Here is a 20,355-nt window from a genome sequence, read left to right on the forward strand (position 1 = left end):
AAAGAGTCGCAAGACCGCGAGGTGGAGCTAATCTCATAAAACCGTTCTCAGTTCGGATTGCAGGCTGCAACTCGCCTGCATGAAGCCGGAATCGCTAGTAATCGCGGATCAGCATGCCGCGGTGAATACGTTCCCGGGCCTTGTACACACCGCCCGTCACACCACGAGAGTTTGCAACACCCGAAGTCGGTGAGGTAACCGTAAGGAGCCAGCCGCCTAAGGTGGGGTAGATGATTGGGGTGAAGTCGTAACAAGGTAGCCGTATCGGAAGGTGCGGCTGGATCACCTCCTTTCTAAGGATTTTTACAAGAGTCGTTGACGAAACGTTTTGTTCAGTTTTGAAGGTTCATCCTTCAAGTTGATAAGTGTACCTGAAGGTACATGGTTGTTCTTTGAAAACTAGATAACAGTAATAGCTGAGGAAAGTGAAAGCTTTTCTAAACATAAATCCTTTGTCAATGAACAAAGGGAAAAGAGAAGCGAGAAGTTCGAGGCGGCAAAGTTTCGAGCAGCACAACGTATTTATATACGTGAGCAGCGCAGAAACGAAGCCAACGAAGAAATTCGACGCTAATCTTTTACCGCAAGGTTAAGTTAGAAAGGGCGCACGGTGGATGCCTTGGCACTAGGAGCCGATGAAGGACGGGACTAACACCGATATGCTTCGGGGAGCTGTAAGTGAGCTTTGATCCGGAGATTTCCGAATGGGGAAACCCACTGTTCGTAATGGAACAGTATCTTTACCTGAATACATAGGGTATTGATGGCAGACCCGGGGAACTGAAACATCTAAGTACCCGGAGGAAGAGAAAGCAATTGCGATTTCCTGAGTAGCGGCGAGCGAAACGGAATTAGCCCAAACCAAGAGGCTTGCCTCTTGGGGTTGTAGGACACTCTATACGGAGTTACAAAGGAACGGAGTAGACGAAGAGGTCTGGAAAGGCCCGTCAAAGAAGGTAACAACCCTGTAGTTGAAACTTCGTTCCCTCTTGAGTGGATCCTGAGTACGGCGGGACACGTGAAATCCCGTCGGAAGCTGGGAGGACCATCTCCCAAGGCTAAATACTCCCTAGTGACCGATAGTGAACCAGTACCGTGAGGGAAAGGTGAAAAGCACCCCGGAAGGGGAGTGAAAGAGAACCTGAAACCGTGTGCCTACAAGTAGTCAGAGCCCGTTAACGGGTGATGGCGTGCCTTTTGTAGAATGAACCGGCGAGTTACGATCCCATGCAAGGTTAAGTTGAAGAGACGGAGCCGCAGCGAAAGCGAGTCTGAATAGGGCGAATGAGTATGTGGTCGTAGACCCGAAACCAGGTGATCTACCCATGTCCAGGGTGAAGTCCAGGTAACACTGGATGGAGGCCCGAACCCACGCACGTTGAAAAGTGCGGGGATGAGGTGTGGGTAGCGGAGAAATTCCAATCGAACTTGGAGATAGCTGGTTCTCTCCGAAATAGCTTTAGGGCTAGCCTCAAGATAAGAGTCTCGGAGGTAGAGCACTGATTGGACTAGGGGCCCCCAACGGGTTACCGAATTCAGTCAAACTCCGAATGCCGATGACTTATTCTTGGGAGTCAGACTGCGAGTGATAAGATCCGTAGTCAAGAGGGAAACAGCCCAGACCACCAGCTAAGGTCCCAAAGTATACGTTAAGTGGAAAAGGATGTGGAGTTGCTTAGACAACCAGGATGTTGGCTTAGAAGCAGCCACCATTTAAAGAGTGCGTAATAGCTCACTGGTCGAGTGACTCTGCGCCGAAAATGTACCGGGGCTAAACGTATCACCGAAGCTGTGGATTGACATCTGCGATGTCAGTGGTAGGAGAGCGTTCTAAGGGCGGTGAAGCTAGACCGTAAGGACTGGTGGAGCGCTTAGAAGTGAGAATGCCGGTATGAGTAGCGAAAGACAAGTGAGAATCTTGTCCACCGTATGCCTAAGGTTTCCTGAGGAAGGCTCGTCCGCTCAGGGTTAGTCGGGACCTAAGCCGAGGCCGAAAGGCGTAGGCGATGGATAACAGGTTGATATTCCTGTACTACCTCCCCACCGTTTGAGCAATGGGGGGACGCAGAAGGATAGGGTAAGCGCGCTGTTGGATATGCGCGTCCAAGCAGTAAGGCTGGTGAATAGGCAAATCCGTTCACCGTAAGGCTGAGCTGTGATGGCGAGGGAAATAGAGTACCGAAGTTCCTGATTTCACGCTGCCAAGAAAAGCCTCTAGCGAGGTGGGAGGTACCCGTACCGCAAACCGACACAGGTAGGCGAGGAGAGAATCCTAAGGTGTTCGAGAGAACTCTCGTTAAGGAACTCGGCAAAATGACCCCGTAACTTCGGGAGAAGGGGTGCTCTGATAGGGTGCAAGCCCGAGAGAGCCGCAGTGAATAGGCCCAGGCGACTGTTTAGCAAAAACACAGGTCTCTGCGAAGCCGTAAGGCGAAGTATAGGGGCTGACACCTGCCCGGTGCTGGAAGGTTAAGGGGAGAGGTTAGCGCAAGCGAAGCTTTGAACCGAAGCCCCAGTAAACGGCGGCCGTAACTATAACGGTCCTAAGGTAGCGAAATTCCTTGTCGGGTAAGTTCCGACCCGCACGAAAGGTGTAACGATCTGGGCACTGTCTCAACGAGAGACTCGGTGAAATTATAGTACCTGTGAAGATGCAGGTTACCCGCGACAGGACGGAAAGACCCCGTGGAGCTTTACTGTAGCCTGATATTGAATTTTGGTACAGCTTGTACAGGATAGGTAGGAGCCTTGGAAGCCGGAGCGCTAGCTTCGGTGGAGGCGTCGGTGGGATACTACCCTGGCTGTATTGAAATTCTAACCCGCACCCCTCATCGGGGTGGGAGACAGTGTCAGGTGGGCAGTTTGACTGGGGCGGTCGCCTCCTAAAATGTAACGGAGGCGCCCAAAGGTTCCCTCAGAATGGTTGGAAATCATTCGTAGAGTGTAAAGGCACAAGGGAGCTTGACTGCGAGACCTACAAGTCGAGCAGGGACGAAAGTCGGGCTTAGTGATCCGGTGGTTCCGCATGGAAGGGCCATCGCTCAACGGATAAAAGCTACCCCGGGGATAACAGGCTTATCTCCCCCAAGAGTCCACATCGACGGGGAGGTTTGGCACCTCGATGTCGGCTCATCGCATCCTGGGGCTGTAGTCGGTCCCAAGGGTTGGGCTGTTCGCCCATTAAAGCGGTACGCGAGCTGGGTTCAGAACGTCGTGAGACAGTTCGGTCCCTATCCGTCGCGGGCGCAGGAAATTTGAGAGGAGCTGTCCTTAGTACGAGAGGACCGGGATGGACGCACCGCTGGTGTACCAGTTGTCTTGCCAAAAGGCATCGCTGGGTAGCTATGTGCGGACGGGATAAGTGCTGAAAGCATCTAAGCATGAAGCCCCCCTCAAGATGAGATTTCCCATAGCGTCAAGCTAGTAAGATCCCTGAAAGATGATCAGGTTGATAGGTCAGAGATGGAAGCGTGGCGACATGTGGAGTTGACTGATACTAATCGATCGAGGACTTAACCTAAAGAAAAGCGAAGGCGACTGTTCAATCTTGAGAGACGTTGGAGCTTCTGAACGGGAAACGGCTTTTTGGTTTCATGGGCAGAAGTGAAACGGCCGAAAGATTAGGAACCGTAGCTGGACAATGAAGAAAAGTAAAGCAATACTCAGCAACTTGTTATCTAGTTTTGAAGGAATAACCTTCATATTGTCTGGTGATGATGGCGAAGAGGTCACACCCGTTCCCATGCCGAACACGGAAGTTAAGCTCTTCAGCGCCGATGGTAGTTGGGGGTTTCCCCCTGTGAGAGTAGGACGTTGCCAGGCAATAAAAACTCCTAATTTTTTTCTTGAAAAGAGTATAGGAGTTTTTATTTTGGCCCGTTGGTCAAGCGGTTAAGACACCGCCCTTTCACGGCGGTAACACGGGTTCGAATCCCGTACGGGTCACCATTATAATGGAGGATTAGCTCAGCTGGGAGAGCACCTGCCTTACAAGCAGGGGGTCGGCGGTTCGATCCCGTCATCCTCCACCAGTTTATCAGGCTATAATCGAGCAGTAAGGCGACGGAGTTCGACTTCATCATGTGTTGGTTCGAATCCAGATAGCCCGGCTAAAGAGCCATTAGCTCAGTCGGTAGAGCATCTGACTTTTAATCAGAGGGTCGAAGGTTCGAGTCCTTCATGGCTCACCATTTGTATGCGGGTGTGGCGGAATTGGCAGACGCACCAGACTTAGGATCTGGCGCCGCAAGGCGTGGGGGTTCAAGTCCCTTCACCCGCACTTCTAACTATTGCGGAAGTAGTTCAGTGGTAGAACACCACCTTGCCAAGGTGGGGGTCGCGGGTTCGAATCCCGTCTTCCGCTCCATGGTGATTGGCGGCATAGCCAAGTGGTAAGGCCAAGGTCTGCAAAACCTTTATTCACCGGTTCAAATCCGGTTGCCGCCTCCACTATTCATGTTTATGCCGGGGTGGCGGAACTGGCAGACGCACAGGACTTAAAATCCTGCGGTAGGTGACTACCGTACCGGTTCGATTCCGGTCCTCGGCACCAATTAAGAAAAGCGGAGAAAGCCCGCTTAAACCGATAGGATGTTGGAGCTTCTGAGAAGGAGTCGCTTTTTGACTCCGCAGGAAGAAGTGCAACAGCCGTACGGTTTGGCTTTCGCAGCTAGACAATGAATAAAATATGCGCCCGTAGCTCAATTGGATAGAGCGTCTGACTACGGATCAGAAGGTTATGGGTTCGACTCCTGTCGGGCGCGCCATATTATATGAAAAGCGAAAGCGACTGAAAGATTAGAAGCTGTAGCTAAATCATAACGGGGAGTAGCTCAGCTTGGTAGAGCACTTGGTTTGGGACCAAGGGGTCGCAGGTTCGAATCCTGTCTTCCCGACCACTTCATTCTATAGTTCAATTGGGGCCTTAGCTCAGCTGGGAGAGCGCCTGCCTTGCACGCAGGAGGTCAGCGGTTCGATCCCGCTAGGCTCCACCATTTAAATTGAATAGATACGGCGGCGTAGCTCAGCTGGCTAGAGCGTACGGTTCATACCCGTGAGGTCGTGGGTTCGATTCCCTCCGCCGCTATTTAGAATATTCCACAGTAGCTCAGTGGTAGAGCAATCGGCTGTTAACCGATTGGTCGCAGGTTCGAGTCCTGCCTGTGGAGCCAATTTGTTTTTATGAATTTGATAATCATGTGGAGGAATACCCAAGTCCGGCTGAAGGGATCGGTCTTGAAAACCGACAGGGGTGTAACAGCCCGCGGGGGTTCGAATCCCTCTTCCTCCGCCATTTATTCTAATTCATATTTAATAAATTATTTTTAAGGTGGTCCCGTGGTGTAGTGGTTAACATGCCTGCCTGTCACGCAGGAGATCGCGGGTTCGAGTCCCGTCGGGACCGCCATTTTCTATGTAAGATATACAATGTTAATTTTAAAAGGGTTGAGAGAAACGAGAAGTTCGAGGAAGCAATCGAGCAAACACCGCAGCGTATTTGCATACGTGAGGATGTGAGCGAGTGAAGCTGACAAAGAAATTCGACGTTTATCGCAAGCCATAACATGGCTCGGTAGCTCAGTTGGTAGAGCAAAGGACTGAAAATCCTTGTGTCGGCGGTTCGATTCCGTCCCGAGCCACCACTTAATTAATGCCGGTGTAGCTCAATTGGTAGAGCAACTGACTTGTAATCAGTAGGTTGGGGGTTCAAGTCCTCTCGCCGGCATCTTTTGTTTAAATAAATGGAGGGGTAGCGAAGTGGCTAAACGCGGCGGACTGTAAATCCGCTCCCTCAGGGTTCGGCGGTTCGAATCCGTCCCCCTCCACCATGGCGGTTGTGGCGAAGTGGTTAACGCACCAGATTGTGGCTCTGGCATTCGTGGGTTCGATTCCCATCAATCGCCCCATGAAATGAAATATGCGGGTGTAGTTTAATGGTAAAACCTCAGCCTTCCAAGCTGATGTCGTGAGTTCGATTCTCATCACCCGCTCCAAATTATTTTCTTTGTTTTACGGGCCTATAGCTCAGCTGGTTAGAGCGCACGCCTGATAAGCGTGAGGTCGATGGTTCGAGTCCATTTAGGCCCATTTAGATATAAATCGTTATATGACCTACTAAGAACGCATTGAAATAGTCAATGCGTTTTTTCACGTGAACAGGAGCAAAGCAATGAAAGAACAGTTGTATGATGAATTGCTGAACATTAAAACAAGTGGAGACCAAAAGGAATTCAATAAATCCTTCCATTATCATCGTTATGAGCCAACACCATATCATGCATTAGAAAAACTATTTACTAAATATGAGCTGAAAGATAGTGATCGTATTGTGGACTTCGGATGTGGAAAAGGGCGGTTAAATTTTTATATTAATCATTTGTATCGCTCTTCAGTTGTAGGAATCGAAATGAATGAAACGCTCTACCAAGAAGCAGTGAAAAATCGAAATCGTTATTTGGAGAAATATAAAGATCAACAAGGCCGCATTCATTTTCAATGTTGCCTAGCTCAGGAGTACGAGATTAATCCGTCAGACAACCGATTTTATTTCTTTAATCCATTTTCGATCCAAATTTTTATGAAGATCATCAACAATGTATTGTGTTCGGTGGAAACGGTTGGGCGGGACGTCCAACTGATTTTATATTATGGTTCTGACGATTACATTTTCTTCTTAGAAAACCAGACCCCTTTTGAGCTAAAAGAGGAAATTATATTACACGGTTTATATGAAAAAGATGATAGTGAGAGATTTTTAATTTATCGATTAGTATATTAGAAAAAATTAACCATCTTTTAACTTGGAACCATTCATATATGAGGAGGAATATTATTAGAACTTCTATCACAATAATGAAGCACTGACCTGCAAGTTCGTTTTTAATGAACTCGCAGGTCAGTCTCTTTTTAAGATAAGAGAGGTTAAATATTTACATCTATTCTTTACTATTACATTAAAATGAATATAAAATATTCAGAAAAATATGATGATATGAGGCTGGTTGACGAATTAGAACAATTTCCGTAGCCCTTCAAAGATAACATGTATCGCTATTCAAATAATTCTGTCCCACTGGCTGGTTTGAGCTGTGTTGAAATCATCTCAAAACACGAGAAAGAAATGGAGGTTAAGCGCAGCCTTCTGAATAAATAGCCCGAACGCTGCTTTTTCAAAGATTATTATTTTATGATATGTAATTGTAATGTTTAAATGGTCTGGTGCGTGAATCCGAAAAGAATGGGCTGGTCATATCTTGAAAGGCTCTCCGATAAATAACATTGTCTTTGCTATTAGTCAAAGAGATACACTATAATTAAATCGCACATATGATCTGGAAAGATAGTGAATAGGGAGGAAATAGGTTGTTTATTGCCATTTTATTTTTTTTGATGATGTCATTTTTCCTTTCGGGGAGTGAGACAGCACTGACTGCCGTGAACAAAATGAAAATTCAAACAAGGGCAGAAAATGGAGATATAGGAGCACAAAAGCTGTTGAAACTTGTGTCAAAGCCAGATGAATTGATTACAGCCATCTTAATCGGAAATAATATCGCCAATATTATGTTGCCGACACTTGTCACGATTGTAGCGATTGAATATGGATTTAACGTTGGGATTGCAACCGGTATTTTAACTGTTGTGTTAATTATCTTTGCTGAGGTGCTGCCGAAGTCTCTCGCTGCTACATTTGCAGACAAAATTGCTTATGCGGTTGCGCCTATCATTAATGTTTTGTTAATTATTTTCAAACCATTAACCTTTTTGTTATCAACCTTTACAAGAGCGGTTATTAGAATGTTGTCCAAAGGGAATGTAGAAGAAGTTACGATTTCAAAAGAAGAATTAAAAACGATGTTGGATATTGCGTCAACTGAAGGGACGTTTCAAAATGAAGAGACACAGCGTATAAAAGGAGCAATTGATTTTTATAGCAAAGATGTCCGTGATGCGTTGAAAACACCAAGGATGGAAATCCAAGGAATCCCTTTTGAATCTAATTTCGAGCAAGCCCGGGATATTGTGTTGGCAAACAATTATACGAGATATCCGGTTTATAAAGAAAATATGGATAATATCGTAGGTGTTTTTCATTCTAAGCTTTTACTGGAATGGTCTTTGGATCCAACCCAAGCATTTGAAGACTTTATCGATAATAAGCCTCTTTTTGTGATTGAAACACTGTCCATTGAAAAAGTGTTTAAAATGATGTTGAAGGAAAAGAAGCATTTGGCAATTGTTATTGATGAGTATGGGGGCACAATGGGCATTCTCAGCCATGAAGACATTATCGAAGCGATGATCGGACAAGAGATTGCGGATGAAACAGACGAAGATGAAGAAGTCCTAATTGATGAATTGACAAATTCTCATATCATTTGCCACGGGAAATTAGCGATACGTCGTGTAAATGAAGTATTTAAAACAAAAATCCCTGAAAATGAAGACATTTTAGCAGGGTTTCTTTTAAAAGAACTTGGGCATCTTCCGAAAGAGGGAGAAACGTTTGAATATCATCATTTACACTTTGAAGTCAAAAAAGTTGAAGATTATACTATCAAGCAAATACAAATTGTGAAGAAAGCACATTAACATTAACTAGCGGCCGCCTAATATAGGGGGAGTCTTTATGAAGTGAAGAAGCAGTAATGAGAGGGAAGGCGAAGCAGAATGTATCTTACAATCAAAGAAGTGGCGGAATATTTATCTCTATCCGAATCATATATTAAAAGTCTTGTCCTTCAAGGGGAAATTCGTGCCGTTCACGATGGAACGCAATATTTAATTAACAAAGAACAATTTAACAATCACCTAGAACAAGTAGAAACATACAAGAAACTGATAGCGGAATATTTGAGTGAACCAATTCCTGAAGACTTAGATGTAAAGGATGAAGATTAGCGTAGAATCAATCATTTCGTTATTACTTTAAAAAAGGAAATCCAAAACGAGAAGAACTAGTATTTGAGTAATGGGGATTGCAAAGTAATTGCAGGATTAAGTGGGCCTCCTATCGACATTGGCAGAGTCGATAGGAGGCTTTTTTGACTTAATTTAGGTGATGATAGACTCAATTTCAATCATGACAACAATTAAATTGACAAAATCGGTTTTTCTATAAATTGTAGCTGGCATGGAAACGCTTTATTATAAGGTTACAGATTCAATCCATATATCACGATATTGAAAGGAGTTTATATAAATATGACGAACCAAAATCAGTCAAACTCAGATGTTAAAGTAAAGATTCAGCGGTTTGGCAGTTATTTAAGCGGTATGATCATGCCGAATATAGGCGCATTTATCGCATGGGGAATCATCACGGCTTTATTCATTCCGACAGGCTGGCTTCCAAATGAAGATCTAGCGAAGCTCGTCGGGCCGATGATCACATATTTGCTGCCGATTTTAATCGGATTTACAGGTGGAAGAATTGTATATGACTTAAGGGGCGGTGTCGTTGGTGCAACCGCTACGATGGGTGTCATTGTCGGTTCAGATATTCCAATGTTTTTAGGTGCCATGATTATGGGTCCTTTAGGCGGATGGGCTATCAAAAAGTTTGATAAAGCCATTGATGGAAAAGTAAAATCTGGTTTTGAAATGTTAGTGAATAACTTTTCAGCCGGTATTATCGCAGGAATTTTAACGTTACTGGCGTATAAAGGGATCGGTCCTGTCGTTTTAACATTGAATAAAACATTAGCGGCGGGCGTACAAGCCATTGTAGATGCCAACCTGTTGCCTCTTGCAAGTGTATTCATTGAACCGGCTAAAGTATTGTTTTTGAATAATGCTATTAACCACGGAATTTTAAGTCCAATCGGTATCGAGCAAGCAACGAATGTCGGTAAATCGATTTTATTCTTATTGGAATCGAACCCGGGACCAGGGTTAGGGATTTTATTAGCATATATTTTATTCGGTAAAGGAATGGCGAAACAATCAGCATCGGGTGCTGCTATTATCCATTTCTTGGGCGGTATTCACGAGATTTACTTCCCTTATATTTTAATGAGACCGCTTCTGCTTGTAGCAGCTATCGCAGGTGGAGCAACTGGAGTATTTACGTTCTTACTATTTGATGCCGGATTAGTGGCCGCGCCATCACCAGGTAGTATTTTCGCGTTAGTAGCCATGACGCCGAGAGGGAATTATTTGGGAGTGTTAGCGGGAGTCTTGGCAGCAACTGTTGTATCTTTCTTAATTTCAGCTGTCATCTTAAAGGCTTCTAAGCAATCAGAAGAAGATGATGATTTAGCTAAAGCAGCTGAAAAAACATCTGCATTAAAAGGAAAAGAGAGCAAAGCTGCTACTTTAATTAAAACAGAAGAAAATAAAGAGCAAGCTGAAGTGAGAGAAGCAGCTTTGCAAAGTGAATTGCCGAAAGATGTGAAGAAAATCATCTTTGCTTGTGATGCGGGAATGGGCTCCAGCGCAATGGGAGCGTCGATTTTGAAAAATAAAGTGCAAAAAGCTGGGCTGGATATTGCCGTATCAAATACGTCAATTAACAACTTACCAGCTGATGCGGATGTTGTCATTACACATAAAGACTTAACGGATCGCGCAAAAGCTAAATTACCGAATGCCGTTCATATCTCTGTGGAAAACTTCTTAAATAGTCCAAAGTATGAAGAATTGTTGGCTGCACTAAAGAATGGGCAAGAAGATGAAGTGGTCAAAGAGAAAGAACAAGCGGAAGAAGAGCAGGGGTATGGTCATGTTTCAAAAATTATCTTTGCTTGTGATGCGGGAATGGGCTCCAGCGCAATGGGAGCATCAATCTTAAAAAACAAAGTGAAAAAAGCAGAGCTGGATGTATCAGTGTCCAATACATCCATTAACAATTTACCGGCTGATGCCGATGTCGTGATCACGCATAAAGATTTAACCGATCGCGCGAAAGCTAAATTGCCGAATGCCCGTCATATTTCAGTAGAAAACTTTTTAAATAGTCCGAAGTATGATGAGCTTATTGAAAAGCTAAAATAATAGAATTGTTTAGTCTGATTCTTGATAGAGTCAGACTTTTTTATTCATCAGTAAAAAAGAATGATTATGTAAGCTGAGTTTCCTCTTTTTTAAAAATGGCAACAACGATATTGACGAAAATGCATTTTCCTTTCGTTGTTTCAAGCGGTGTAAACGTTTTATTATAAAGGTGTGGGTATAAAGCTTAAAAGTTGTCACCATTTTAATGGATATGAAGAGTTCCATAACAGTTCCTTGATGGAGTGAGCAGTATGTATATTTCTGCAAGAGAAAGGCTCGTCCTTGAAATCTTACTATCGAAAAATGAAGAGATTACAGTGAAAGATCTCGCTGATGAAATGGATGTAAGTGCCCGTACCATTCATAGAGATTTAAAGGGAGTCGAGAACACCTTAAAAGAATATGATTTAACTCTATTGAAAAAATCAGGGGTAGGAATTCAAATCATTGGAGAGCAGCAAAAGATTGAGGAATTAAAGCTTATTCTCTTTAACCTATCTTACAATGAATACACTCCTGATGAGCGTCAAACCATGATTTTGTGTACTTTGCTGGAGGCGACAGAGCCTGTTAAGCTCATAGCTCTTGCTAATGAACTAAATGTAACGATTGCAACCATCAGTAATGACTTAACGAAATTAGAGAGCCGATTGAAACAGTTTGATTTATCTCTGATTCGAAAAAGAGGTTACGGGGTAGAGGTCGCAGGAACAGAGACATCCAAGAGAAGAGCGATGAGCAGTATCATCACCAATCATCTCGATGAGGTAGAGTTTTTGTCTTTAGTAAGAGAGAACATCCAAAGAAAATCCGTTCAACAAACAGATTCTATTTCTGAAAGGCTATTAGGGCTTGTTGAAAAGAAAAAGCTGCTAATCGTTGAAAAAGTTATTGAAGAAATTAATGAAGAGCTGCCTTATGCAATAGCGGACAGCGCTTATATCGGCCTGGTCGTTCACCTGGCGTTGGCGATGGAGCGCATTCTGCAAGGAGAGAACATCAATATCGATCAAGCATACTTAGAAAGCCTGCAGGCTGCACCAGAATATAAAATAGCTGAAAAAATTATAGATAAACTAATGAAAGTGTTTAATGTCCAGATTCCCGTTGCTGAAGTTGGTTATATTACCATGCATCTGCAAGGAGCGAAGCTGAGGCATGATAAAGAATATTTGATCGAAGAGTCGAGTTTTCAGGTGGCTATCAAAACAAAAAGCCTCATCCAATTTGTAGAGGGACAATTACATTATGATTTAACTAATAACGTTTCTCTTTTCCAAGGTCTGATGGCACATTTAAAGCCGGCTCTTTATCGAATCAAACAGAATATGGGGATCACGAACCCTTTGCTGCCAAAAATTAAAGAAGACTACGCAGATTTGTTTGTCATCGTTAAAGAAGCGGTAGAAAAAATCTTTGCGGATTTATCTATACCGGATGAAGAGGTTGGGTATTTAGTGATGCATTTTGGGTCTGCCTTATTGGGAAGCCGCCAAATAGAGAATTTAAAAGCTCTTATCATTTGTTCGAGCGGTATCGGTACATCTAAAATGCTGGCGACAAGGCTACAGCAAGAAATACCTGAGATTAAACAGCTTAAAAATATATCGTTATTTGAATTGAACCAACTCGATATAGAGGACTCCGACTTGATTATCTCAACAATAACTCTGCCTGATTTTTCAAAGGATTATATTGTTGTCAGTCCGATTTTAACAAAAGAAGAAATAGAGAATGTTAGACAATACATTAGAAAAAGAACCCATATTAAGGATTTAAACAAGAGAGTCCCTTTGTCGAATGAGAAAACTCCATATTTTGGGGATCCAGAGCAAACGATAGAAAGAATGCAAAGTATTTATCAATACTCTAAGGTCATCTCACTTGTTTTAAGAGGGTTTCGTGTAATGGGATCTTCCGCATCGGATAAAGTGGATGGGCTCTTAGAGACAGCTTGTACATTTTTATATGGGCAAGGCGTCATCGGAGATGTAGAGCTCGTTGTACAGGCTTTGTTAGAGCGCGAGAAGCTTGGCGGTTTAGGAATTCCCGGTACAAAGCTTGTATTATTCCATTCACGAAGTGAGTATGTGCTGCAGCCTTCCTTTACTATTCACAGCCTCGAGAAGCCTATTTTAATTAAAGGGATGGATCAAACGGAGATGGAAGCGAACAGCCTTCTTTTACTCCTATCCCCTGAACAATTCCCGGGCCAAGGGTTAGAGGTATTAAGCTTCATTAGTTCATTGATCATTGAAAATGAACAGAGTATTTCATTGTTTGAATCAAATGATGAACAGGCTATTTCTTCTTATATGGCAGCCAAATTTGAACAATTTTTTGATGAAAAATTAACAGAAATGAGGAGATTATAAATGTCTTTACCAATTTTATCAGCAGAAACAATTTTACTAAACGCAGAAGTGGCCAACAAAGAAAATGCTATTCGATTAACAGGAAATGTATTGGTTGAAAAAGGCTACGTTGACGCAGGCTATGTAGAAAAAATGTTGGAGCGCGAAGAGTTAACATCTACGTATATGGGGAACTTTGTTGCCATCCCTCATGGTACGGAGGATGCCAAGCAGTCTGTAAAGGAATCTGGTATCGCCATCATTCAGGTGCCAGGCGGTGTAGACTTTGGTAACGGAAATATTGTTAAGTTGTTAATCGGGATTGCTGGGAAAGGCGATGAGCATTTAGAAATTTTATCGAAAATCGCCATCGTTTGCTCAGAAGAAGAAAATGTTCTAAGTGTCGTGAATGCAACATCTAAAGAGGAAATTTTGGCTCTTTTTGAAGGAGTGAACTAATATGTTAGCGGTGCATTTTGGAGCGGGGAACATCGGGAGAGGCTTCATTGGAAGCCTGTTATATCAATCCAGTTTCCAAACATGCTTTGTTGATGTAAATAGTGAGATCGTGGATTTATTAAATGAAAAGCAAGAATATCGCGTCGTGATTGCAGATAATTCTCAAGAAGAGCTTCTCATTAAAAATGTATCCGCTATTAACAGTCAGGCGAATCCCGGTCAGGTAATTGATACGATTGCAAAGGCTGATTTAGTAACTGCTGCAGTAGGGCCTAACATTTTACCGCTTATTGCAGGACTCATTGCTGAAGGGTTACGCAAGAGAGTTCAAACAACAGATCAACCGCTTAACATTATTGCGTGTGAAAACATGATCGGCGGTAGTACGCTTCTTAAGGAAAAAGTATATGAAAAAATCAGTGAAGAAGAAAAAGCGGTTTTCGATCAACGTTTTGGATTTCCGGACGCCGCTGTTGACCGGATTGTACCAAATCAATCGAATGAAGATAAATTAATGGTTATGGTCGAGCCTTTTTATGAGTGGGCAGTAGATGAGTCAAAAATTGTCGGAGAAAAGCCGCCGGTAGAAGGAATTACGTTTGTAGATGATTTAAAACCTTATATCGAAAGAAAATTATTTACGGTCAACACTGGCCATGCGGTTGCGGCTTACTTAGGCTACTATAAGAACATCCCAACAATCGATGAAGCGATGAAAAATGAAGAAATCCAGATTCTTGTCGAGAAGACTCTTCAAGAAACGGGATTATTGTTGGTCAAAAAATACGAATTTGATATGGAAAAGCATAAAGAATACACTAATAAAATTATCGGACGTTTTTCAAATCCGCATATTTCTGATGAAGTAACAAGAGTAGGGCGCTCTCCAATCCGCAAGCTGGGCCCGAACGATCGTCTTGTAAGTCCTGCCGCCCAATATTTTGAGTTGGTGGGTGAGCAGCCGGTTTATTTGGCAAAGAGCATTGCGGCAGCCCTTTTATACAATTATCAGCAAGATGAGGAAGCGGCAGCTATACAAGAGAACATTCAAAACAACGGTTTAGAAGCTGCAATTGAAGCATACACAAAATTGGATAGACAAACAGTTTTAGCACAGTTGATTGTGGAGCAATACAATTTGTTGAAAAGCGGAATTTTACAATAAGAAAGCAAGGAACATCCAGTATATAATCACTGGTTGTTCCTTGTTTTTTCGCTTTCACAGATGATTGAAATTCGCGGGTTATCAAATGATATTGAAGTAGACGGAGGGATTAATACAGAGACGGCTAAGCTGTGCGTCGAAGCGGGAGCGAATGTATTAGTAGCCGGGTCGGCCGTGTACAATCAATCGGATCGAAAAGCGGCTATTGAAGCCATTAAAGCATCACTATCGAAAGGAGAAGTCAAAGGAGCGGAAGGTGGTACGGGGATGCATCTTTGACATATTATCATCTTTTCTTTACAGTTAGTTAGTATCTGAATTATCAAAAATAAAACGAGGTGGAAACATGACAATGAAAATAATCTTTTTTGATATAGACGGAACGCTTCTTGACCATGACAAGCGATTACCGGATTCCGCGAGACAGGCAATTCAAACGTTAAAAGAGAAAGGCCATGAAGTAGCCATCGCAACGGGCCGTGCCCCGTTTATGTTTGCGGACTTACGCGAAGAGTTAGATATTCAAACTTTTGTTAGTTATAACGGCCAATACGTCGTTTTAAAAGGAGAAGTTATCTATAACAACCCATTAAATAAAGGGTCTCTACAATCTTTAACTGATATGGCGGTCGCGAATAATCATCCCATTGTTTATATGGACCATGAAGATATGAAGGCAAATGTTCCACATCACGACTATATTTTCGAAAGTATAAACACATTAAAAATCGAAAAATTCCCTACACATGATCCTAATTATTTTAAAGAAAGGGAAATTTATCAGGCTCTATTGTTTTGTCTCGAGCAGGAAGAAGAGTTTTATGAAAGAGAATTTAAACATTTTGACTTTATTCGCTGGCATCCACTTTCCGTCGATGTACTCCCTGCCGGCGGTTCAAAAGCAAAAGGAATTGAAAAAATAACCGAAAAGCTGGGGTTTGGAAAAGAAGATGTTTTTGCTTTTGGTGATGGATTAAATGACGTCGAAATGCTGAAAACAGTAAGTAATAGTATTGCTATGGGGAATGCGCATGATATGGCTAAAAAAGCTGCTAAATACATAACCAAGTCTGTTGATGAAGATGGTATTTTGCATGGTCTTAGAATGGTTCGATTATTAGATTAAACTCGTTAGAATTCGAAAGGTCACGAATATAAAGTTTGAATATCCTTTATAATCACTGTCATTAACCGCGAATGAACTTGAGTGCTCTTTTGCGGTTTTTTATTTTGAGTATTTTTGTGTCTCAATATTCCTCTAAAAAGGAAAGATGAAATAAAACCATATAGCCAATCACCCAAATCGTTTTAAACATCATAGGATAACATGATGTAAATGATGATTAAGGGGAGGAATGAGTGTTGGACAGATACAGACAGACGCAAAATTCGTATGGAGTAATGGTGCCAGCCGTTTATTATCCATGTTGTTACCCGGCTTATTATTACATGCCTCAGCCGAGCTGTGAAAATTTTGATCGTTGGAGCGGATGGGAAGATCAGAGAGCATTTCAGGCAAATGCCAATTATGTGCCAACAACTCTGTGGGGGCAGTCTAATCAGGTAGTATATCCGCAGCTGAACCCATACTACATGCCTGAGCTAAATGATTTGGATTCAAGTTGGCGAGCCCGTTGGAAAGAATGGGAAGACCTTGGATCTCCTCCTGGAGGGATGAAGGGAGCTCCAGCCGTTGCTTCGTGGCAAGCCAATCGCCTGGATTGTTTTGTACGAGGAAATGATGATCGTATGTGGCATAAGTGGTGGAACGGTTCAAGATGGAGCGGATGGGAAAACTTAGGGGCACCCCGAGGCGGTATGAAGGACTCACCAGGAGCGGTGTCATGGGGGAAAAATCGAATCGATTGCTTCGTGCGTGGAAATGATAACAAGATGTGGCATAAATGGTGGAATGGATCAAGATGGAGTGAATGGGAAGACTTGGGTGCTCCTCGCGGCGGCATCAGAAGCACTCCAGCCGTTGCTTCGTGGCAAGCCAATCGTCTGGATTGTTTTGTGCGCGGAAATGATGAGCGCATGTGGCATAAATGGTGGAATGGTACAAGGTGGAGTGAATGGGAAGACCTAGGAGCCCCGCGAGGCGGTATTGATGATGCCCCGGCAGCCGTTTCATGGGGACAAAACCGAATCGATTGTTTCGTGCGCGGAAGCGGCAACCGGATGTGGCATAAGTGGTGGAACGGCTCAAGGTGGAGCAACTGGGAAGACCTGGGCGCACCCCGAGGCGGAATGAAGGATGCCCCAGCCGTCTCTTCATGGCAAGCCAACCGTCTGGATTGTTTTGTACGAGGAAACGATGACCGGATGTGGCACAAATGGTGGAACGGTTCAAGATGGAGTGAATGGGAAGACCTAGGAGCGCCCCGAGGCGGTGTGAAAGACTCGCCAGGAGCGGTTTCATGGGGACAAAACCGAATTGACTGCTTCGTCCGCGGCGGCGGCAACCGCATGTATCATAAGTGGTGGTCATAAGTTTTTTAGGATGCTGTAAAGAAAGTTTTGATTTCCCTATACGCTGCCCATGTACTTTTTCCAGAAGTTTGTTTATAATCAAAGTATCTTTTTAATAAAGGAGTATGTTTTATGGAAGGTGCCGTTCTTAACTAAAACGTAATTTTATACGTGCGTATCCGAAAAAAAGCATTGAAATCAATGCTTATTTCCTGATGGATTTTTTTCGGAATGCGAAATGTTAAGAACACAAGTTTGCGCCTACTCCTAATGATAGGAATGAAGGACTGTGCCCTGCACGGTTTTCGTTTGGACGGTTGAATTATTTGCTCTCTGTTTGAACGCTTCATGTATAACAACTACCATTAACCGCAACGGAACGAGTGTATGTTCTTTTGCGGTTTTTTATTTTGAATAAAATAGGTTTCGGCACTTTGTGCTCTTACGTTTCCTCGCACGTACAACTAGTTTAAACCAAACTATTTAGGAGGAAATACCATTGAATTCACAAACCATTGAAACACTTCAATTTAATGATTTGAAACAAGAAATCGCATCATACGCCATCTCAGAACTAGGAAAAGAGAAAGTACTCGTTTTAACCCCATCTATAAATAAAAGACAAATTGAGACTTGGCTGCATGAGGTGACTGAGGCGAAAAAAGTGCTTCAAATTAGCTCAAGTGTTCCGATTCATGGTTTAAAGGGAATCGGGCAAATTTTAAAAAATATGCATAAAGGTGTAGCGCTGCGCCCGGATCAATTAATGAGCCTTCATGGCTTGCTGATGTGTATTGAAAAGCTGAAAAATTTTATGAAGGATAAGGAATATGCCGCGCCGATTATTACAACATATGTGTATTCTTTAGAAGATTTAAAGGAACTGGCAGATGAAATCGTTCGCTGTATTCGTAATGGAAGGGTCGATGATTATGCGAGCAAAGGCTTATTAAAAACAAGAAAGCAAATCTCGATTCTTGAAGAACGCATGAAAAGCCGGATTGAACAAGTAGTAAAATCTTCTAAGTACAGCAAATATCTTCAAGAAAACATCGTAAGCATTCGAAATGGACGGTATGTCATTGCCGTGAAAAAAGAGTATAGAAAGAATATAAAAGGTACGGTACTTGATTCTTCAGCATCAGGTGCTACCGTTTATGTGGAGCCTGAAGAAATTGGGAGCATTCAAGACGAAATTGATTTGTTTAAAATACAAGAAGAAATCGAAGAGCAACGAATTTTAATGGGACTAACGGGCCTTGTGGAGCAGCATGAGCATGAAATTCAACTTGCAGTTGAGACGATGACCCAATATGATTTGATTTTTGCCAAAGCAAAGTTTAGCAACGCGATAAACGGGATAGCCCCTCAGATAAATGAACACCATACCATTCGTTTGAAGAATGCCCGTCATCCGCTTTTGGGCAATAGTGCCGTTCCGTTGAATTTCATCATCGGAGAAGCGTTTGATGCGCTCGTCATTACCGGCCCCAATACGGGCGGGAAAACCGTTACGGTCAAAACGGTCGGACTGTTGACGATGATGGCTCAGTCAGGCCTTCATATTCCGGCAGAAGAGGGGAGCGAAATCGCGATATACCAGAAGATTCTCGTTGATATCGGGGATGGCCAAAGCATTGAACAATCATTGAGTACGTTTTCGTCCCGAGTGAAAAACATCATTGAAATTTTGGGAGAAACGACACCGCAAACGCTCGTATTGTTAGACGAACTTGGATCTGGCACCGACCCGGCTGAAGGCATGGGATTGGCAACTTCCATTCTCGAAGAGCTGTACAAAAAAGGAGCGACCTTGCTTGCGACAACTCACTATAGCGAGATTAAAGCATATGCTGCTGACCAGGACGGATTTGAAAACGGATCGATGGAATTTGATGCCGATACCCTGCAGCCGACATATCGCCTTATCATTGGAAAGGGAGGGGAAAGCCAGGCGTTCGCGATTGCACTAAGGCTTGGCATGCATCCGAAGCTCATCGAAAGAGCGCATGAAATCACCTATAAGGAGCCAAAAAGCTATGACGCATCGTCTTCTTTCAGCAGGCATGAGCTGGAGCGGCAGCTGGCGATGAATGAAAAATACATTCAAAAGCAAAAGCATGGCAAAAAGGAAGAAAAAGCAGTTGAAGTGATTTCCTTCAAACGCGGAGATAATGTGAAGATTCCAGCCATCAATGAATTAGGAATCGTAAGCAAACCAGCCAATGAAAAAGGAGAAGTCGAAGTTCTCGTCAAAGGAGAAAAAATGGTGTTCAATCATAAGCGGTTAACACTTTATATTAAGGCAGAAGACCTGTATCCCGAAGACTATGACATGGATATCATTTTTGAATCGAAAGAACACCGTAAAATCAGGAAAAAGATGTCGAAAGGTCATGTCGAAGGTTTGTTTATTGAAAAGATGGATGATATAAATCATTGAACATGCGCAAAGAGCGATCATGTTCAGCGATTTGCGTATAAGCGCGGATGGTCCTTGCCATCCGCTTATATGAGAACCTTGAGAGCTTATTCAATATATGGAAATTTTTAAAAAATCCTGTTAGAGTTTATCGTTTATGAAAGACTAAAAGAAAAGAACAAATCTACCCTCTTAGAATAAAATGTCAGATGGTTTTGGAGTGGGAAAAACATTTTAATTTAAATATGAATAACTCGTTGTTAAAGAAAATGAGGAAACTCAATTTTTTAAAAAATGAATTCTTTATATGAAACCCATCCTTTTTTTGTTTATGACGGTTAAATTCGCGCTTTCTCTCCTAATTATATATTGTTAGCTTATACATAAAGCCCCGCCCTGCTTATTGGATAAAAGGCATTTCCATTACGGCATCAGCCTTCTATACGTTTATTGGCTTGTCCTCGTTATATAAGTTCGCTTCTTTCCCC

General features: G+C 42.9%; 10 protein-coding genes, 20 tRNA genes, 2 rRNA genes, 1 pseudogene and 1 other annotated feature. All 33 genes and pseudogenes read left to right on the forward strand.

Going from position 1 to position 20,355, the window contains the following annotated elements; all coding sequences use genetic code 11:
• Positions 1-280 (forward strand) — a sequence feature (16S ribosomal RNA rRNA prediction is too short).
• A gap of 307 nt (positions 281-587) precedes the next feature.
• The 33 genes and pseudogenes from BK575_RS00155 (at position 588) to BK575_RS00315 (ending at position 19,888) form a co-directional block, all read left to right on the forward strand.
• A 23S ribosomal RNA gene (locus BK575_RS00155) occupies positions 588-3,520 on the forward strand.
• A gap of 186 nt (positions 3,521-3,706) precedes the next feature.
• Positions 3,707-3,822: ribosomal RNA gene (rrf, locus tag BK575_RS00160) — 5S ribosomal RNA — on the forward strand.
• Between the two features lie 51 nt (positions 3,823-3,873).
• A tRNA-Glu gene (locus BK575_RS00165) sits at positions 3,874-3,948 on the forward strand.
• Between the two features lie 7 nt (positions 3,949-3,955).
• Positions 3,956-4,031 (forward strand) — tRNA-Val (locus BK575_RS00170).
• A gap of 83 nt (positions 4,032-4,114) precedes the next feature.
• A tRNA-Lys gene (locus BK575_RS00175) sits at positions 4,115-4,190 on the forward strand.
• Between the two features lie 7 nt (positions 4,191-4,197).
• Positions 4,198-4,279 (forward strand) — tRNA-Leu (locus BK575_RS00180).
• A 12-nt stretch (positions 4,280-4,291) separates the two neighbouring features.
• A tRNA-Gly gene (locus BK575_RS00185) sits at positions 4,292-4,366 on the forward strand.
• Positions 4,367-4,374: 8 nt separating this feature from the next.
• A tRNA-Cys gene (locus BK575_RS00190) sits at positions 4,375-4,449 on the forward strand.
• A 14-nt stretch (positions 4,450-4,463) separates the two neighbouring features.
• Positions 4,464-4,552, forward strand: a tRNA-Leu gene (locus tag BK575_RS00195).
• A 137-nt stretch (positions 4,553-4,689) separates the two neighbouring features.
• A tRNA-Arg gene (locus BK575_RS00200) sits at positions 4,690-4,766 on the forward strand.
• A 55-nt stretch (positions 4,767-4,821) separates the two neighbouring features.
• Positions 4,822-4,898, forward strand: a tRNA-Pro gene (locus BK575_RS00205).
• 20 nt (positions 4,899-4,918) lie between these two features.
• Positions 4,919-4,994, forward strand: a tRNA-Ala gene (locus tag BK575_RS00210).
• A gap of 18 nt (positions 4,995-5,012) precedes the next feature.
• Positions 5,013-5,086, forward strand: a tRNA-Met gene (locus BK575_RS00215).
• Positions 5,087-5,096: 10 nt separating this feature from the next.
• Positions 5,097-5,171, forward strand: a tRNA-Asn gene (locus tag BK575_RS00220).
• 29 nt (positions 5,172-5,200) lie between these two features.
• Positions 5,201-5,293, forward strand: a tRNA-Ser gene (locus tag BK575_RS00225).
• Positions 5,294-5,331: 38 nt separating this feature from the next.
• Positions 5,332-5,407: transfer RNA gene (locus BK575_RS00230), tRNA-Asp, on the forward strand.
• Positions 5,408-5,566: 159 nt separating this feature from the next.
• Positions 5,567-5,642 (forward strand) — tRNA-Phe (locus BK575_RS00235).
• A gap of 10 nt (positions 5,643-5,652) precedes the next feature.
• A tRNA-Thr gene (locus tag BK575_RS00240) sits at positions 5,653-5,725 on the forward strand.
• Between the two features lie 18 nt (positions 5,726-5,743).
• A tRNA-Tyr gene (locus BK575_RS00245) sits at positions 5,744-5,828 on the forward strand.
• Between the two features lie 2 nt (positions 5,829-5,830).
• A tRNA-His gene (locus tag BK575_RS00250) sits at positions 5,831-5,906 on the forward strand.
• Positions 5,907-5,919: 13 nt separating this feature from the next.
• Positions 5,920-5,993: transfer RNA gene (locus tag BK575_RS00255), tRNA-Gly, on the forward strand.
• Between the two features lie 20 nt (positions 5,994-6,013).
• A tRNA-Ile gene (locus BK575_RS00260) sits at positions 6,014-6,087 on the forward strand.
• An 82-nt stretch (positions 6,088-6,169) separates the two neighbouring features.
• Positions 6,170-6,778 (forward strand): methyltransferase, encoded by a 609-nt coding sequence (locus BK575_RS00265; protein WP_078408382.1) that lies wholly within the window; start codon positions 6,170-6,172, stop codon positions 6,776-6,778.
• Positions 6,779-7,362: 584 nt separating this feature from the next.
• Positions 7,363-8,592 carry a hemolysin family protein gene (locus tag BK575_RS00270; protein ID WP_078408383.1) on the forward strand — a complete coding sequence of 410 codons (1,230 nt, stop codon included), beginning with the start codon at positions 7,363-7,365 and terminating at the stop codon, positions 8,590-8,592.
• Between the two features lie 78 nt (positions 8,593-8,670).
• The gene (locus BK575_RS00275; protein WP_078408384.1) at positions 8,671-8,901 is read left to right on the forward strand and encodes a helix-turn-helix domain-containing protein; all 231 of its coding nucleotides are present in this window, start codon (positions 8,671-8,673) and stop codon (positions 8,899-8,901) included.
• A 303-nt stretch (positions 8,902-9,204) separates the two neighbouring features.
• A complete protein-coding gene (locus BK575_RS00280) occupies positions 9,205-10,995 on the forward strand; it encodes a PTS mannitol-specific transporter subunit IIBC (RefSeq protein ID WP_078408385.1) in 1,791 nt (596 codons plus the stop codon).
• Positions 10,996-11,246: 251 nt separating this feature from the next.
• Positions 11,247-13,370 (forward strand): BglG family transcription antiterminator, encoded by a 2,124-nt coding sequence (locus BK575_RS00285; RefSeq protein WP_078408386.1) that lies wholly within the window; start codon positions 11,247-11,249, stop codon positions 13,368-13,370.
• Positions 13,371-13,808 (forward strand): PTS sugar transporter subunit IIA, encoded by a 438-nt coding sequence (locus BK575_RS00290; protein WP_078408387.1) that lies wholly within the window; start codon positions 13,371-13,373, stop codon positions 13,806-13,808.
• 1 nt (position 13,809) lies between these two features.
• A complete protein-coding gene (locus tag BK575_RS00295) occupies positions 13,810-14,973 on the forward strand; it encodes a mannitol-1-phosphate 5-dehydrogenase (protein ID WP_078408388.1) in 1,164 nt (387 codons plus the stop codon).
• A 63-nt stretch (positions 14,974-15,036) separates the two neighbouring features.
• Positions 15,037-15,252 (forward strand): annotated as a pseudogene (locus BK575_RS00300) (hypothetical protein); the annotation flags it as partial.
• A gap of 67 nt (positions 15,253-15,319) precedes the next feature.
• A complete protein-coding gene (locus BK575_RS00305; protein WP_078408390.1) occupies positions 15,320-16,099 on the forward strand; it encodes a Cof-type HAD-IIB family hydrolase in 780 nt (259 codons plus the stop codon).
• A 236-nt stretch (positions 16,100-16,335) separates the two neighbouring features.
• Complete coding sequence (locus tag BK575_RS00310; protein ID WP_139367948.1) at positions 16,336-17,466, forward strand: PLL family lectin; 1,131 nt, start codon at positions 16,336-16,338, stop codon at positions 17,464-17,466.
• A gap of 478 nt (positions 17,467-17,944) precedes the next feature.
• Positions 17,945-19,888 carry an endonuclease MutS2 gene (locus BK575_RS00315; protein WP_078408391.1) on the forward strand — a complete coding sequence of 648 codons (1,944 nt, stop codon included), beginning with the start codon at positions 17,945-17,947 and terminating at the stop codon, positions 19,886-19,888.
• Positions 19,889-20,355 lie beyond the last annotated feature (467 nt).

Source organism: Priestia abyssalis (assembly GCF_002019595.1).
Taxonomy (GTDB): Bacteria; Bacillota; Bacilli; order Bacillales; family Bacillaceae_H; genus Bacillus_BA; species Bacillus_BA abyssalis.

What these genes read in the sequence shown, in the direction of transcription:
- BK575_RS00265 (WP_078408382.1), top strand. Translation starts at nt 6,170, where the DNA reads ATGAAAGAACAGTTGTATGATGAATTGCTGAACATTAAAACAAGTGGA.
- BK575_RS00275 (WP_078408384.1), top strand. Translation starts at nt 8,671, where the DNA reads ATGTATCTTACAATCAAAGAAGTGGCGGAATATTTATCTCTATCCGAA.
- BK575_RS00280 (WP_078408385.1), top strand. Translation starts at nt 9,205, where the DNA reads ATGACGAACCAAAATCAGTCAAACTCAGATGTTAAAGTAAAGATTCAG.
- BK575_RS00285 (WP_078408386.1), top strand. Translation starts at nt 11,247, where the DNA reads ATGTATATTTCTGCAAGAGAAAGGCTCGTCCTTGAAATCTTACTATCG.
- BK575_RS00290 (WP_078408387.1), top strand. Translation starts at nt 13,371, where the DNA reads ATGTCTTTACCAATTTTATCAGCAGAAACAATTTTACTAAACGCAGAA.
- BK575_RS00295 (WP_078408388.1), top strand. Translation starts at nt 13,810, where the DNA reads ATGTTAGCGGTGCATTTTGGAGCGGGGAACATCGGGAGAGGCTTCATT.
- BK575_RS00305 (WP_078408390.1), top strand. Translation starts at nt 15,320, where the DNA reads ATGACAATGAAAATAATCTTTTTTGATATAGACGGAACGCTTCTTGAC.